This window comes from Cytobacillus firmus (genome assembly GCF_023657595.1).
Classification (GTDB): Bacteria; Bacillota; Bacilli; order Bacillales; family Cytobacillaceae; genus Cytobacillus; species Cytobacillus firmus_B.
The window spans coordinates 3,241,126-3,257,501 of record NZ_CP098323.1; the positions used below are offsets into that span (position 1 = coordinate 3,241,126).

Below are 16,376 nucleotides of genomic sequence, written 5' to 3' on the forward strand. Positions count from 1 at the left end.
AATTTGATCGTTTTTGATTGTTTATAGTATATTTATTCTTTTAATTAGAATATTTTAAATATATTAAAATAATAGTTTGCTCTCTATGATTTATTATGCTAGAATCTAAAATAACAATATATAGTTTCTTCTGACATCTAGCGCTACTATATATTGTTTTAATTTAAGAATTAACTTGGTCCAAGGTCTCTTTTTTGAACCGCTTTCTTATGGGAAGCGGAATTTTTTTGTTTTAGGAAAAAAATCACATTTTCTCCATAACAAAAAAAGAGCACTACACAAAGGTAATGCCCTTCTTTAAAGTTATTTATCTTCATAATTTAACAGATCTTCAATTTTTCCATCCTCATTATGCAGAATGGCCATTGTGCCGGCTTGTTCAGCCATGCGCCTTGCTTCTTCGACAGCATCCGACTGCGAATCTGCAGTGTACTCAGGCTTGTCTTGGCCTTCCTTTTTGACTGCCCACCCTTCTTCATCGTGCGGTACTACATGGAATCTCGCTTCATCTGTGCCTGCCCGGTCCTTGAAATATTGTTTCTGTTCGTCACTTTGAATGTTGTTATGATTATTTGCCATGTTTATACCTCCTTATATTGTGTGGACATCATCTATTTGATGAGCAGTTTCACTTTACCCTCTCAGGAAAAATTAAAAACACCAGCTTCTAATAAATTAATATAGGAGTAATGTACCGGAAACTTTGTCATTTACCATATAGATTTGGCAGATTATGTCGGAACAATGGGTATGCCTCTTAGGAATTATTACTCTATTCACAAAATACCAATATCTACTAAACTAGGAATCGTTAGGGAATCGAAAAATACTAATTTTCAGGAGGTTATTATGTCAAGAAAAAAACAAAAGTCTGCCAGTATCCTGGCTGCGGCTCTAGCAGCTTCATTAGCATTTGGGACAGTCGGGTATGCTGCCCCGCTAAATACTGAAAACGGAAACTCATCCCACTCGCAGGATCAGAAGATTATTGCCAGGGTAAATGCTGAGCGTGCTATTGATCATGTAAGGTATCTATCAGAAGAAATTGGGACGAGACCGGGCGGATTAGAAAATGAAAAGAAGTCAGCACAGTATATTGCAAATACACTTAAGAGTTATGGTTATGATGTCGAATTTCAATACTTTCCTGTAGCAGATCAATACATAGGCAGTGCTGCATTTGGAGACGGAACTGTTTGGCAAATGGGCGCTGCCCCGAATGGATCAATCAGCGAGGCACCAGTTCATGCTCAAGTGGTCTATGTGGAAAATGAAAATTTCCAGGGAGCCGAAGGTAAAATTGTACTGCTGGCACGCGCAGATACTACAGCCGGATACCGTGAGCAGGTAGACAAAGCAGTCGAGGCAGGAGCAGCAGGTGTAATTCTGCAAAGCCTCGTTGGAAGCCGCGGAAATTACGGACAAACTTTTAATCCCAACCTTACTGCAAAATATGATATTCCGATTTTCGGGGCTTCCTATATTCATGGTGAATGGCTTAAGGAACAAATGGAGCAAGGTGCAGTTGAGCTCTCCCTGACAGCAAAGCATTATAAAGATCTTAAATCTGTAAATGTAATTGCAACAAAGGAAGCAAAATCAAAAGATAAAGATACAAAAGAAGTTATACTAGGTGCCCATCATGATAGTGTAGTGGGTGCTCCTGGTGCGAATGATAATGCTTCCGGGGTAGGGTTAATGCTTGAGCTAGCCAGAGTTTATAAAGGTTATAATACAGACAAAACCCTCAAATTCATTGCATTTGGATCTGAGGAGCGCGGACTTTTAGGAGCAAGATATTATGTAGATCAGTTAACAGAGACACAAAAAGATCAGATAGAGGCTGTTTTTGTTCCTGATATGGTTGCTACAAATTATGACAAGGCGACAAACCTATATGCCATGACACCAGACGGCAGCCAAAACATTGTAACTTCTTCAACTGGTGAAGCTGGTGCACGCATAGGCAATTCGGACATTCTCCCAGGCAAATTCGGATCAAGTGACCATGTGCCTTTTCATAATGCCGGCATTCCTGCGGCCCTTTTCATCTGGATGGGGATAGACAGCTGGGATCCGCTTGTTTATCATATTGAAAAGGTATACCATACACCGCAGGATACAATTGAAGATAATATCTCTGAAGAAAGAATGCAATCAGCCCTTGATATTATTGGTTCCGGACTTTTTGATGTGGTTCGAAAAAAAACAAAAGGCAATAATTAATAACTCAATATAGCCGCTGGCGAATTGCCGGCGGCTATTTAATTAGGAAAAATCAAGCCACCCAGCCTCTTCGCAAGTTGTCCTCCCTTCCCTCCGATACCATCTTTAACATGACATATATGTAAACCTTATTTATAATTTGGTTGACAATTGTTATCTGCTGCTATTATTCTAAATTGTATAAATATAAATCTAGCAGGAGGCTTTTTATGAAGACAGGTTTGAGGACAATTGATTTAACATTGGCAGGTATGTTTGTTGCCCTGATGGCGGTTGGGGCAAACATCACTTCAATTGTGCCATTTTTGGTAATCGGAGGAGTGCCCATTACTTTACAGACTTTTTTTGCCATTTTGGCAGGGGCTATTTTAGGAAGCCGATTGGGAGCTATTACAATGGCTGTCTATGCTTTCGTCGGGCTTGCAGGGGCCCCGGTATTTTCAAAATTCGGCGGCGGTTTTGCTTCATTACTAAACCCGACTTTCGGTTTTATCCTTTCGTTCATTCTAACAGCGTATGTCACCGGGAAAATAATTGAAAAGAAAAAATCAGTCCCGGTATATATAACAGCAGCTCTAATTGGAATGGCGATCAATTATCTATTTGGGACAAATTGGATGTACTTGGCTTATAAGCTCTGGTTTACAGCACCTGAAGGATTTTCCTATCAAATGGCATGGCTTTGGATGGCGGTCCCTCTTCCAAAGGACATTATTCTCTCTGTATTTGCCGGGTTAATGGCATATCGGCTGGAGCATAGAGTATTTGCCCGCAGTCAGTTCAGAAAAATGAACCGGGCAGCTTAACTAATAGTATAAAGGAGGATTCATATGGATTATCGAAGATTAGCTCTAAATGTATTGGAAGGACATGAATTGACAGACTCGGAGGCAATGTCCATATTAAATTGCCCTGATGATGAGCTTCTGGATTTATTGCACAGTGCCTATAAAATCCGTCATCATCATTACGGGAATAAAGTTAAATTAAACATGATAATAAATACAAAATCCGGATTATGCCCTGAGAACTGCGGCTATTGTTCACAATCCAGCATCTCAACTGCTCCTATTGAAAAATACCGGATGATGGATAAGGACTCTATCATACAGGGAGCTAAACAGGCACAACAGCTTAATGTTGGAACATATTGTATCGTTGCAAGCGGCAGGGGCCCAAGCAACAAAGAGATAAATGAAGTTGTATCTGCTGTTAAAGAGATAAAGGATCACTACAATATGAAGGTCTGCGCCTGCCTTGGACTTCTGAAGCCTGAACAGGCTGAGAAGCTGAAGGAAGCGGGAGTGGACCGCTACAATCACAATATTAATACCTCTGAAAATCATCATGAGAACATTACTACATCCCATACATATCGAGACAGAGTCAATACTGTCCAATTAATAAAGGAGGCAGGCATCTCACCATGCTCCGGTGTTATCATCGGCATGAAGGAAACCAAAGAAGATGTCATAGCGATGGCAAGAAGCTTAAAGGTGCTTGATGCCGACTCAATTCCGGTTAATTTTCTTCATGCCATTGATGGAACGCCATTAGAAGGAACGGATGAGCTGAATCCGCGCTATTGCCTGAAAGTGCTTTGTCTCATGCGTTTTATTAATCCATCAAAGGAAATCAGAATATCCGGGGGCAGAGAAGTGAATCTCAGGAGCCTGCAGCCGCTTGGATTATATCCGGCCAATTCCATTTTCGTAGGAGATTACTTAACTACCGCTGGTCAGGAAAGCACAGCTGATCATAAAATGCTGAAGGATTTGGGTTTTGAAATTGATTTCGCAGCCGGGGAGCCGGTATACTCCTGATAAAGTGAAACTTCAACCAGCGGGGGTTCCTTTATACCCCGCTGATTGTTTGTTAGTTGAGGCCCACAGGACAAGGAAGGCTTCGGCAGCATGAGCATCGCACGACCAAATGCGACAGCTTTTGGGAGGAAGTGGGTCACAGCCACAGGACAAGGAAAGCTTCTGCGGCAGCGATACATCACACGACAGAAAGCGGCAGCTTTTGGGAGGACGTGGCGTTCTTAGTCTTTGTCCTTATTTCGGGCCCTTACATTATAATGCGAGACGACTTGCCCAGGGGTGACAAGCATAAGACGAGCAGATGGCGGGAAGTGCTTTTTCCCATCAGCTGATTGGCTTATGGCCTCAAGCCCCTAGGAGCGGCAGCTAGATTGGGCAGTTTGCCCCACACTTATCCTCCATTTATTTTTCTGATCTTACTGCCCGTTAGACTGCGATAAAAAAAAGATTCTGCCCCGGGGCAGAATCTTTTTTAGTAAATTCTATTCTATAATTCGTCAAACCCATTATCTATTTGAACTTTTGTATATTGCCGCGATTTTTGTTCAAAGAAATCAGACTTTCCTTGGTCAACCTCCTCATAAGCTACTATCCAGCGGAGAGGATTGGTCCTATATCCTTCGAATGGCCGTTCAAATCCCAGCTGATTGCAGCGGACATTTGCATAGAATTTGATATAAGCTTCAACGTCAGACAGCAGAATGCCTTCTGTTTTGCTGCCGATCACATCGCGGGCCCATTCAATTTCCAGTTCAGCTGCTCTTTTAAAAGTCTCCTGGACGAATTCACTTAAATCATTAGTATTAAGTTCCGGATTTTCCTTAAGAATTTCTTTGAAAATTTTAACAAACAAATCTACATGGATTTGTTCATCCCGGTTGATGTAATTTATCATTGTTGAGGTGGCAACCATTTTCTGATTTCTTGCCAGGTGATAAAAGAATGCAAAACCTGAATAAAAGAAAAGCCCCTCCAAAACGACATCAAATACAATCGACTTCAGCAGGTTCTCAGAACTTGGATTCTCTGCAAAATCTTTATATCCGTTCACAACAAATTCATTTCTTTCAGCTAATATAGGTTCTGTCCGCCAGAATTCAAAAACCTCATCCTGTTTTTGCTTGGGAACAAGGCTTGATAGAACATAGGAATAGGAGTGATTATGAATCACCTCCTGCTGTGCAAGTATGATCATGAGTGCTGATATGCTTGAGTCAGTAATATAATCAGCAACTTTTCCGGCATAGTCCGTTTGGATGCTGTCCAGCAATGCAAGCAGCCCAATAATCTTCAAAAATGCATCTTGTTCACTTTTTGTTAAATGAGGAAATTGCTTAATGTCCTGTGACATGTTTATTTCAAAAGGCGTCCAAAAGTTAGCGAGCATTTTTTTATACTTTGGATAGGCCCAGGAAAAGCGGACATCATCCCAATTAAGAATATTGGAGCATTCCCCGTTAATGATTGAAGTGGATTTATTAGGCGCCGATTGATTTATAATCAGGCGTTTTTTTAGAGTATTCATAAGGGTCCTCCTTTAGCTTGAGCAAGATTCGCAGTCTTCAACCTCTGATGAAGTTGAACGGATGTAGTAAGTTGTTTTTAATTTATTCTTCCATGCTGAAAGATGCAGATTTAATAGATCGATAGCTTTAATATGGTTAGGTATATAGAAATTAAATGAAATAGCCTGATCTATGTGTTTTTGTCTGTTTGCATTCTGCCTGATGCTCCACTCCTGGTTAATATGATAGGCAGATTTGTAGTACCAGATGGTCTCACTGTTAATATCAGGTGCAGTCACAGGGATTCGATAATCCTTTTTCTCTTCGGAATACTGCTTGTTAAATATAGGGTCAATACTGGGTGTGCTTCCTGCAATTAATGCAGTTGAAGCATTAGGGGCTACCGCCAGCAGATAGGCGTTTCGGATGCCGAATTCCTTCACATCCCTGCTCAATCCTGTCCAGTCCATTTCTGTCTTTGCCTCCAGATATCCCCGCTTTTCAAAGTAGGCACCCGTTTCCCAATCAGAGCCTTTAAAGGCTGAATAGCTTCCTTTCTCTTTTGCCAGATTCATAGAACTATTTATCGCTAAAAAAGCAATTTGTTCATATAGATTGTCAGCAAATTCTTCTGCTTCTTCGCTTTCCCATGTGATTTTTTTCAGTGCAAGAAGGTGGTGCCAGCCAAAAGTCCCCAGTCCAATCGCACGGTACTTTTGATTTGTGATCTGCCCCTGAGGAACCGGAATACTATTTATATCAATAACATTATCAAGCATTCGCACCTGAATGGGCACAAGCCTTTCAAGGACTCCTTCACTTAAGGCCCGTGCAAGATTGATGGATGAAAGATTGCAGACAACGAAGTCTCCCGGCCGTTTTTCGATAATTATTTTCCCATCCCTCGTATATTCTTCAACCCTCTTAGTAACACTTTGGTTTTGTACGATCTCAGTGCAAAGGTTGGTACAATAAATCATTCCGCAATGCGAATTGGCATTTTTCCGATTAACCTCATCACGGTAGAACATGAAGGGTGTCCCGGTTTCAAGCTGACTTCTCATGATGGATTTCATGATCTCGATAGCTGATACTTTTTCCCTTGATAGATTCGGGTTATCAATGCATTCTTTATATTTCTGCCGGAAAGAACCTTCTCCTTCTCCTTCGTCATAGAAATCCTCCAGTGAAAAGCCCATTACCTTGCGGACTTCATGGGGATCAAATAAATACCAGTACCCGCGGCTTTCCACTTTTTCCATAAATAAGTCAGGAATGCAGACACCTGTGAATAAATCATGTGTCCGCTGCCTTTCATCTCCATTATTAAGCTTTGCATCAAGAAACGAGAAGATATCTTTATGCCAGACATCCAGATAGACGCTTATAGCACCCTGCCTTTGTCCAAGCTGATCGACACTGACGGCTGTGTTATTCAGCTGCTTCATCCAGGGGATCACACCGGAAGATGCCCCCTTAAATCCTTTAATATCACTGCCTCTGCTGCGGATCTTCCCCAAATACACTCCAATTCCTCCGCCATTTTTGGAAAGTGAAGCAATATCGGTATTACTGTCATAAATGGAATCAAGACTGTCATCAACGGTCTCAATGAAACAGCTTGAAAGCTGACCCCAGTTTTTCCCTGCATTAGCGAGTGTTGGAGTTGCAACAGTCATATACAATCCGCTCATTGCCCAGTATGCTTCTTTAACAAGCTTAAGACGCTTATTCTTAGGCTCCTTTTTCATCAGAACCATGCTGATGATCATGAACCGCTCCTGTGGAAGCTCATAGAGTTTTCTCTGTTTGTCCCTGGCAAGATACCGATCTGCCAACATTTTCAGCCCCAGATATGTAAATAAACGGTCATTTTCTTTTTTAATATAACGGGATAGCTCATTTATTTCTTCCTTTGAATACACATCTAGTAAATCCTGTTCATAAATTCCCAAAGCGGTCAGACGTTCCATTAGCGTATAAAAATGTGTGTAGCAATCGTCCGGCTGGCACTCTCTATTTTTTCCGGACTCGATATAGAGCTTTTTAAGAAGCAGACGTGAAGCGGCAAACGTCCAATCAGGCTCTTCAATGCTGATAAAAGATAAACAATCCAGTATAAGCTGATCATACATTGCCTCCCCTCCCAGCTGACTCATTTCTCCATACCTTTTTACCAATTGTTCAATGCCGAGGTGTGGAAATTCGTTCTTAAGTTCTTCTAAAATTATTATCGGCTGTATGGTTTGTACCATCTTACTTCCTCCTAAAGGCAAAATAAAAATCCGCCCGGAAAATGAGCGGATCAAACGATAGTATAATAGCAGGAAGCAGATGAACAAGCGGCCATTACGCGATCGTTTCATCATCTCAATCCCCGAAGATAAGAAACTTTCGATCGCCCTGGCAGGTCTCCTGGCTTGTGCTTCACTCTACTAAAAGCCCTTCCCATACTAGCGCTATGAAGCGTTTTGTACAGTGGCATGCTTTTTTCGTCTGCACTTACAGTTGCGGGGACAGCTTCGGTTTTTCACCGAATTCCCTATTAAGTCCATATAGGACACCAATCACGATCTATATGTAGTTTTTATTTCTGAAAATACATACCATATATTGTAGTCGATTCTATCATAACGAGAAATAAATTACAATTATTAATCTGCGAAAAATGGCAGAGGGGGATTCCCTCTGCCCGGTCATTTGTTATTCATGATTTTCGATTTCAATATCATGAGGTATCGGCTCTGGCTTAGCCCAGAAAGAATCATATGCCGCATAACCAGCCATTACAAGCACCAGGTAAGCAATCGCTGCACCTGCCCATTACTTCATTTATATTTACCCCTGCCAATTAAACGTTTTTTTCACTTACTTTTACTCTTTGTAATCTAAGTGCGTTTAAAACGACAGATACGGAGCTGAAAGCCATGGCTGCACCGGCAAGCCAGGGAGCAAGGAACCCTAATGCAGCTACTGGGATGCCAAGTGTATTGTATGCAAATGCCCAGAAAAGATTTTGTTTGATATTCCTTATGGTTTTTTTACTCATTAGGATGGCGTCTGCGATACTATTTAGATCCCCTCTCATTAGAGTAATATCTGCTGCTTCCATCGCAACGTCTGTACCGGTTCCAATCGCCATTCCTATATCAGCAACAGCAAGTGCAGGGGCATCGTTTATGCCATCGCCGACCATGGCGACTTTTTTTCCTTGGTTTTGTAGTTTTTTTACTTCTTCTGCCTTGCCTTCAGGCAGAATCTCTGCAATTGCAGAGTCTATCCCCCCTTCCTCAGCTATTGCCTGAGCCGTACGTTTGTTATCTCCCGTAATCATAATGACTTCAATCCCCAATTGCTTTAAGCGATTGATTGCATTTCTGGAAGTTTCTTTTATTGTATCCGCAACTGCAACGATACCTGCGTATTGGCCATCGACTGCAACTAGCATTGCCGTTTTTCCATTTTCCTCAAGTGTCTCCATTTCAAGCTTGGCTGAATGGACATTTATATCGTATTTTTCCATTAATCTTCTTGTACCGACTAGAAGGTCTTTACCTTCCACTTTTGCTTTAATCCCATAGCCGGGAATAGCTTCAAATTCCTGCGGATAAAAAAGAGTGATTCCTTTATCCTTTATTCCTTTTACAATCGCTTCGGCTAATGGATGCTCAGACTGTTTCTCAGCAGATCCTACAAGCTGGAGAAATGCCATTTCTTCAATATTGCCTTCCGTAATCACATCCGTTAAAACCGGTTTGCCGTGTGTTACGGTTCCGGTTTTATCAAGAACGACAGTAGTAATTTCATGTGTAAGCTCCAGGTGCTCCCCGCCTTTAAAAAGAACTCCATATTCCGCTGCCCGGCCAGAACCTGCCATAATAGAAGTTGGCGTAGCCAGGCCCAGGGCACATGGACATGCAATCACCAGGACGGCAATCAATTTTTCTAGTGCTTCTGCAAAATTACCGGGACTTACCCATAAATACCATACCAGGAATGTAACCACTGCTATGCTCACGACAATCGGAACGAATATCCCGGAGATTTTGTCTGCCATTCGCTGTATGGGCGCCTTGGAACCTTGCGCTTCTTCAACTACTTTAATAATCTGTGACAGTGCTGTATCTTTTCCAACTTTAGTGGCTTTAATCTTCAGGAAGCCATTTTTATTAAGGGTGGATCCGATGACTGTGTCGCCTGCTGTTTTATCAACAGGTACGCTTTCCCCCGTCAGCATGGATTCATCCAATGCTGACTGTCCCTCGATAATCTCACCATCGACCGGAATTTTTTCACCCGGTTTTACAAATATGATATCTCCAGCAATTACTTCTTCAAGAGGAATTTCAATTTCTTCCCCTTCCCTCAAGACAGTTGCTGTTTTTGCCTGAAGACCCATAAGCTTTTTGATTGCTTCAGAAGAACGCCCCTTAGCCCTCGCTTCAAACAGCTTCCCTAAAATGATTAATGTTATAAGGATGGCACTTGTTTCATAATAGAGCTCCACCATATGTCCATTACTGCCAATTGATAGCAGTGATTGGTATAAGCTATAGAAAAAAGCGGCAGAAGTACCCAATGCAACCAGTACATCCATATTGGCACTTTTATTTCTTAATGCCTTATACGCTCCGATATAAAATTGCTTCCCTATAAAAAATTGCACGGGAGCTGCAAGCGCCAGCTGAACCCACGGATTCATAAACATATCGGGAACGTAAATAAAGGATGTAAACTCGAAATGTCCCACCATGGACCAGAACAAAGGAATGGAAAGAATTAATGAAAAGACGAATTTGCCTTTTTGCTTCTCGATTTCCTTCTCCCTATAACCTTCTATCTCTTGGTCTTTATCCGTTTTTACTTTTGCCTGATACCCTAAATTCTCTACTTTTTTTATCATTTCCTGGACGGAGACTTGCTCGGGATTATATTCAACAGTACCCGTTTCAAGAGCCAAATTGACCACAGCCTGTTTTACCCCAGGAAGTTTATTAAGTCCCTTTTCAATTCTTCCGGAGCAGGCTGCGCATGTCATCCCCAGCAATTCGAACTCTGCTTTTTCCAATACTACTGCATAACCGAGATCCTCAATTTTTTTCTCAAAAGCTTCAACAGAAGTTACATCCGGATTATATTTTATTGCTGCTTTTTCCAATGCAAGATTGACACTTGCTTCCTGGACACCATCCAGCTTATTTAGCCCCTTCTCAATTCGAGATGAACAGGCTGCACATGTCATTCCCGATATCGGAAGGTGAACTTCCTTCAGGGCTGCATCACCCATAACTCCCACTCCTTTATCAAACGAAGTACCTTACACTTATATACTATACCCCTCTACCCTATATGTCAATCAAATATAATTAGGCAAATTTCTTAATTTGTAAAAAAATAGAACGTGCATTTTATTCACACGTTCCTTACCAATTAAATTACTCTACATCATACCCTTGATCGTCAATTGTTTCTTTAATTTGTTCAAGTGAAACTGCAGATGAGTCAAATAGAACCTGTACCTGGCCATTATCAAGGTCCACTGCTACCTTATCCACACCATTTAATTTGCCGACACTGCCCTCCACGGCTTTTACACAATGTCCGCATGACATTCCGCTTACTTTCAAAGTTACGTTTTCCATAATAATGCAGCCTCCAACTATTTTTTCATTAATTTCTGGATTGTGATTAAAAATTCATCAAGCACTTCTTCATCGCCTTCGTGGATTCTTTCAACCACACAGCTTTTCAAATGGCCTTCAAGCAATAGCTTGGCTACGCTATTCAAAGCGGACTGAGTTGCTGAAATTTGTGTTATGATATCATCACAATACACGTCTCTGTCAATAAGTCCTTTGATCCCGCGTATTTGCCCTTCAATCCGATTTAATCGGGTAGTCAAATTCTTCTTAACTTTTTCTGAATGATGACTTTTTCGCTCTGATTCAATTGAACAGCAGCTGTCAGCAGATAAATTCTCATTTTCTAAATCAAAAGCCATTTGATCAGCCTCCTTTGTATTAATTATATTATACCCGGGTACCCTATGTAAAGCTTTGAGTTCAAAATGGGATAATTTCCAGTTTTTTAAGTATAATTTCCCTTTCATGTTATTGAAAATCTCTGTTTATACTAACGGAAACACTTTAAAAAGGAGGTCAATGATGTGGATAGAAGGCATGAAAATCTAGAAGACACGGGCAAAGATCTGTATGGAATTGACAAAGAAATTAGCCTGCAGTCAGTAAACTTTGCTTCTGCTGAGAATAAGTACTTAAATGAACGTTCAGAAACTGATTCCAATCAGGATATATAGACGAAAAGCCGCCAGTGATGGCGGCTTAATGTCATATTACAATTCAGTCAGTTCTCCAATTTCCACCTCGGACCTTTCTTCAAGCGGGCCGCGTAAATGTACTGTCGCTGTTCTCCCATCTTCATTAAGCTTATCGATCCACACGGAAGCACCATTGTATCTTACTTCGATATCTGCTGATGATGAAAGAATTTGCTTCACTCGCTTTGCATCCATAAGAAACACTCTCCTCTGCTTTTTTCAGTTTATTTTTTGCATGGTTGAGAAATTTATGCCTGCTTTTTCAGTAAAATAGTTTTATTGGGCCAAATACATTCTGATTGCAAAAACTGCTGGTTGCTAAGGATTAAATAGTTGTCCTATCCTTCCAATACTCTGAATACACTTTGTACAAACAGGTTTTGGCAGTTAGGGGTTGTACACTTATGAGCATATTTTTAGGCTATGTTTTCTTGGGTCTATCGCTTGCAGCGCCAATTGGTCCAATAAATGCTGCGCAATTGGATAAAGGGATAAAAAATGGTTTTTTCCACGCCTGGCTTGTGGGGCTGGGAGCTATAACGGCAGATGCAGTATATATGGCAGCCGTATATTTGGGTGTAGTACATTTTCTTGAGATTCCATTTATAAAAGCTTTTTTATGGTGCTTTGGATTTTTTGTCCTGGTATATACAGGTGTGGAAACCATATTAAGCGCCGGCAAAGTAATATTAAGCGTCAGAACCAAAAATGAATCTAAAGTAAAATCCTTTATGTCAGGCTTCCTCATGTCATTGTCAAATCCTTTAACCATACTGTTTTGGCTCGGCATCTATGGTTCCATCCTGGCAAAAACAGCAGCTGAGTATGACAAGGCCCAAGTTATTTTATACAGTGGAGCGATTTTTACAGGCCTTCTTCTCTGGGATGTAACTATGGCAGCCGTCGCCAGCAGCTTTAGAAGATTTTTAACCGGAAAGATTCTCGCTATTATTTCAATTGTATCTGGAATATCTTTGATTGGCTTTGGTATATATTTTGGATTGCAGGCTTATAAACTTTTGTTTTAAATACATATTCCATCCATTCGGACAAGGTGTCTTTGAACTGGGTTGCAGTTAAATTGGTATTACTGGCAAGTTCGGAGTTAATCTAGCTTTACACATAAAAAAGAGCACCCATCAGGTGCTCTTTCATTTGCCCGGCAGCGTCCTACTCTCACAGGGGGACAGCCCCCAACTACCATCGGCGCTGAGAAGCTTAACTTCCGTGTTCGGTATGGGAACGGGTGTGACCTTCTCGCTATCGCCACCGGACTATGTAATAGAAGAAACTTCGTTCCCTCAAAACTAGATAATGTATGAAGAAGTATTTGCCGAGTAATAACCATATATGACTTGGTTAAGTCCTCGATCGATTAGTATCAGTCAGCTCCACATGTCGCCACGCTTCCACCTCTGACCTATCAACCTGATCATCTTTCAGGGATCTTACTAGCTTGACGCTATGGGAAATCTCATCTCGAGGGGGGCTTCATGCTTAGATGCTTTCAGCACTTATCCCTTCCGCACATAGCTACCCAGCGATGCCTTTGGCAAGACAACTGGTACACCAGCGGTGCGTCCATCCCGGTCCTCTCGTACTAAGGACAGCTCCTCTCAAATTTCCTGCGCCCACGACGGATAGGGACCGAACTGTCTCACGACGTTCTGAACCCAGCTCGCGTACCGCTTTAATGGGCGAACAGCCCAACCCTTGGGACCGACTACAGCCCCAGGATGCGATGAGCCGACATCGAGGTGCCAAACCTCCCCGTCGATGTGGACTCTTGGGGGAGATAAGCCTGTTATCCCCGGGGTAGCTTTTATCCGTTGAGCGATGGCCCTTCCATGCGGAACCACCGGATCACTAAGCCCGACTTTCGTCCCTGCTCGACTTGTAGGTCTCGCAGTCAAGCTCCCTTGTGCCTTTACACTCTGCGAATGATTTCCAACCATTCTGAGGGAACCTTTGGGCGCCTCCGTTACTTTTTAGGAGGCGACCGCCCCAGTCAAACTGCCCACCTGACACTGTCTCCCGCCCCGATCAGGGGCGCGGGTTAGAATTTCAATACAGCCAGGGTAGTATCCCACCGACGCCTCCACCGAAGCTGGCGCTCCGGCTTCTCAGGCTCCTACCTATCCTGTACAAGCTGTACCAAAATTCAATATCAGGCTACAGTAAAGCTCCACGGGGTCTTTCCGTCCTGTCGCGGGTAACCTGCATCTTCACAGGTACTATAATTTCACCGAGTCTCTCGTTGAGACAGTGCCCAGATCGTTACGCCTTTCGTGCGGGTCGGAACTTACCCGACAAGGAATTTCGCTACCTTAGGACCGTTATAGTTACGGCCGCCGTTTACTGGGGCTTCGATTCAAAGCTTCGCTTGCGCTAACCTCTCCTCTTAACCTTCCAGCACCGGGCAGGCGTCAGCCCCTATACTTCGCCTTGCGGCTTCGCAGAGACCTGTGTTTTTGCTAAACAGTCGCCTGGGCCTATTCACTGCGGCTCATCAGGGCTATTCACCCTAATGAGCACCCCTTCTCCCGAAGTTACGGGGTCATTTTGCCGAGTTCCTTAACGAGAGTTCTCTCGCTCACCTTAGGATTCTCTCCTCGCCTACCTGTGTCGGTTTGCGGTACGGGCACCTTTTCCCTCGCTAGAGGCTTTTCTTGGCAGTGTGGAATCAGGAACTTCGGTACTAAATTTCCCTCGCCGTCACAGCTCAGCCTGTATGGTAACGGGATTTGCCTCGTTACCGGCCTAACTGCTTGGACGCGCTAATCCAGCAGCGCGCTTACCCTATCCTCCTGCGTCCCCCCATTGCTCAAACGGTAAAGAGGTGGTACAGGAATATCAACCTGTTGTCCATCGCCTACGCTTTTCAGCCTCGGCTTAGGTCCCGACTAACCCTGAGCGGACGAGCCTTCCTCAGGAAACCTTAGGCATTCGGTGGATGGGATTCTCACCCATCTTTCGCTACTCATACCGGCATTCTCACTTCTAAGCGCTCCACCAGTCCTTGCGGTCTGGCTTCAACGCCCTTAGAACGCTCTCCTACCACTGACATCGAAAGATGTCAATCCACAGCTTCGGTGATACGTTTAGCCCCGGTACATTTTCGGCGCGGAGTCACTCGACCAGTGAGCTATTACGCACTCTTTAAATGGTGGCTGCTTCTAAGCCAACATCCTGGTTGTCTAAGCAACTCCACATCCTTTTCCACTTAACGTATACTTTGGGACCTTAGCTGGTGGTCTGGGCTGTTTCCCTCTTGACTACGGATCTTATCACTCGCAGTCTGACTCCCATGGATAAGTCTTTGGCATTCGGAGTTTGTCTGAATTCGGTAACCCGATGGGGGCCCCTAGTCCAAACAGTGCTCTACCTCCAAGACTCTTACTACATGAGGCTAGCCCTAAAGCTATTTCGGAGAGAACCAGCTATCTCCAAGTTCGATTGGAATTTCTCCGCTACCCACACCTCATCCCCGCACTTTTCAACGTGCGTGGGTTCGGGCCTCCATCCAGTGTTACCTGGACTTCACCCTGGACATGGGTAGATCACCTGGTTTCGGGTCTACGACCACATACTCATTCGCCCTGTTCAGACTCGCTTTCGCTGCGGCTCCGTCTTATCAACTTAACCTCGCATGTAATCGTAACTCGCCGGTTCATTCTACAAAAGGCACGCTATCACCCATTAACGGGCTCTAACTACTTGTAGGCACACGGTTTCAGGATCTCTTTCACTCCCCTTCCGGGGTGCTTTTCACCTTTCCCTCACGGTACTGGTTCACTATCGGTCACTAGGGAGTATTTAGCCTTGGGAGATGGTCCTCCCTGCTTCCGACGGGATTTCTCGTGTCCCGCCGTACTCAGGATCCACTCTGGAGGGAACGAAGTTTCAACTACAGGGCTTTTACCTTCTCTGGCCGGCCTTTCCAGACCTGTTCATTTACCTCGTTCCTTTGTAACTCCGTATAGAGTGTCCTACAACCCCAGGAGGCAAGCCTCCTGGTTTGGGCTAATCCCGTTTCGCTCGCCGCTACTCAGGGAATCGCGTTTGCTTTCTCTTCCTCCGGGTACTTAGATGTTTCAGTTCCCCGGGTCTGCCTTCCATACCCTATGTATTCAGATAAGGATCCTATCCCATTACGGATAGGGGGTTTCCCCATTCGGAAATCTCCGGATCAAAGCTTACTTACAGCTCCCCGAAGCATATCGGTGTTAGTACCGTCCTTCATCGGCTCCTAGTGCCAAGGCATTCACCGTGCGCCCTTTCTAACTTAACCTACTTCGGCCAATGATAAGCGGCGAATCTCTGCGTCAGCTCCGTGACTGTGCTCCTCACGTACTCTCGTACGCTCCGGTGCTCGTTCGGTCGCTTCCTTGATCTTCTTGCTTCTCATTGCCCTCAGGTTTGTGCTCTTACTTCGTTTTAAAACAAATATAAGAGAAAAAACTAAGATGGCGATTACTCGGTTAT

General features: G+C 43.4%; 12 protein-coding genes, 2 rRNA genes and 1 riboswitch. Of the genes, 5 read left to right on the forward strand and 9 right to left on the reverse strand.

Going from position 1 to position 16,376, the window contains the following annotated elements; genetic code table 11:
• Nucleotides 1-303: 303 nt before the first annotated feature.
• Nucleotides 304-579: a DUF2188 domain-containing protein gene (locus tag NAF01_RS16360; RefSeq protein ID WP_250800802.1), complete on the reverse strand. Its 276-nt coding sequence runs from the start codon at nt 577-579 to the stop codon at nt 304-306.
• Between the two features lie 270 nt (nt 580-849).
• On the opposite strand from NAF01_RS16360, the gene NAF01_RS16365 reads away from it, so the two are divergent.
• The 3 genes from NAF01_RS16365 (at nt 850) to bioB (ending at nt 4,049) form a co-directional block, all read left to right on the forward strand.
• Complete coding sequence (locus NAF01_RS16365; protein ID WP_250800803.1) at nt 850-2,226, forward strand: M28 family metallopeptidase; 1,377 nt, start codon at nt 850-852, stop codon at nt 2,224-2,226.
• 209 nt (nt 2,227-2,435) lie between these two features.
• Nucleotides 2,436-3,032 carry a biotin transporter BioY gene (locus NAF01_RS16370; protein ID WP_048011345.1) on the forward strand — a complete coding sequence of 199 codons (597 nt, stop codon included), beginning with the start codon at nt 2,436-2,438 and terminating at the stop codon, nt 3,030-3,032.
• A gap of 24 nt (nt 3,033-3,056) precedes the next feature.
• Nucleotides 3,057-4,049 carry a biotin synthase BioB gene (bioB, locus tag NAF01_RS16375; RefSeq protein WP_197217013.1) on the forward strand — a complete coding sequence of 331 codons (993 nt, stop codon included), beginning with the start codon at nt 3,057-3,059 and terminating at the stop codon, nt 4,047-4,049.
• Between the two features lie 487 nt (nt 4,050-4,536).
• On the opposite strand, the gene NAF01_RS16380 is transcribed toward bioB, so the two are convergent.
• From NAF01_RS16380 to NAF01_RS16400, 5 genes are all read right to left on the reverse strand, one after another.
• Nucleotides 4,537-5,574, reverse strand: a complete 1,038-nt coding sequence (locus NAF01_RS16380; RefSeq protein ID WP_048011343.1) for a ribonucleotide-diphosphate reductase subunit beta — start codon at nt 5,572-5,574, stop codon at nt 4,537-4,539.
• A 12-nt stretch (nt 5,575-5,586) separates the two neighbouring features.
• Nucleotides 5,587-7,809 (reverse strand): ribonucleoside-diphosphate reductase subunit alpha, encoded by a 2,223-nt coding sequence (locus NAF01_RS16385; protein ID WP_222501377.1) that lies wholly within the window; start codon nt 7,807-7,809, stop codon nt 5,587-5,589.
• 134 nt (nt 7,810-7,943) lie between these two features.
• Nucleotides 7,944-8,137, reverse strand: a riboswitch (cobalamin riboswitch).
• 268 nt (nt 8,138-8,405) lie between these two features.
• Complete coding sequence (locus NAF01_RS16390) at nt 8,406-10,841, reverse strand: heavy metal translocating P-type ATPase (protein ID WP_250800804.1); 2,436 nt, start codon at nt 10,839-10,841, stop codon at nt 8,406-8,408.
• Between the two features lie 148 nt (nt 10,842-10,989).
• Nucleotides 10,990-11,196 (reverse strand): copper chaperone CopZ, encoded by a 207-nt coding sequence (gene copZ, locus NAF01_RS16395; RefSeq protein ID WP_197217025.1) that lies wholly within the window; start codon nt 11,194-11,196, stop codon nt 10,990-10,992.
• Between the two features lie 17 nt (nt 11,197-11,213).
• Nucleotides 11,214-11,555: a metal-sensitive transcriptional regulator gene (locus NAF01_RS16400; RefSeq protein WP_048011340.1), complete on the reverse strand. Its 342-nt coding sequence runs from the start codon at nt 11,553-11,555 to the stop codon at nt 11,214-11,216.
• 165 nt (nt 11,556-11,720) lie between these two features.
• On the opposite strand from NAF01_RS16400, the gene NAF01_RS16405 reads away from it, so the two are divergent.
• Nucleotides 11,721-11,870, forward strand: coding sequence for a hypothetical protein (locus NAF01_RS16405; RefSeq protein ID WP_197087756.1), 150 nt, complete (start codon nt 11,721-11,723; stop codon nt 11,868-11,870).
• Nucleotides 11,871-11,906: 36 nt separating this feature from the next.
• Here NAF01_RS16405 and NAF01_RS16410 read toward each other — a convergent pair whose 3' ends face one another.
• Nucleotides 11,907-12,086 carry an H-type small acid-soluble spore protein gene (locus NAF01_RS16410; protein ID WP_048011339.1) on the reverse strand — a complete coding sequence of 60 codons (180 nt, stop codon included), beginning with the start codon at nt 12,084-12,086 and terminating at the stop codon, nt 11,907-11,909.
• Between the two features lie 209 nt (nt 12,087-12,295).
• Between NAF01_RS16410 and NAF01_RS16415 the strand changes: the two genes are divergently transcribed.
• Nucleotides 12,296-12,919: a LysE family transporter gene (locus tag NAF01_RS16415; RefSeq protein ID WP_048011338.1), complete on the forward strand. Its 624-nt coding sequence runs from the start codon at nt 12,296-12,298 to the stop codon at nt 12,917-12,919.
• A gap of 129 nt (nt 12,920-13,048) precedes the next feature.
• On the opposite strand, the gene rrf is transcribed toward NAF01_RS16415, so the two are convergent.
• Nucleotides 13,049-13,165: ribosomal RNA gene (gene rrf / locus NAF01_RS16420) — 5S ribosomal RNA — on the reverse strand.
• Nucleotides 13,166-13,246: 81 nt separating this feature from the next.
• Nucleotides 13,247-16,182, reverse strand: a 23S ribosomal RNA gene (locus NAF01_RS16425).
• Between the last annotated feature and the right edge of the window lie 194 nt (nt 16,183-16,376).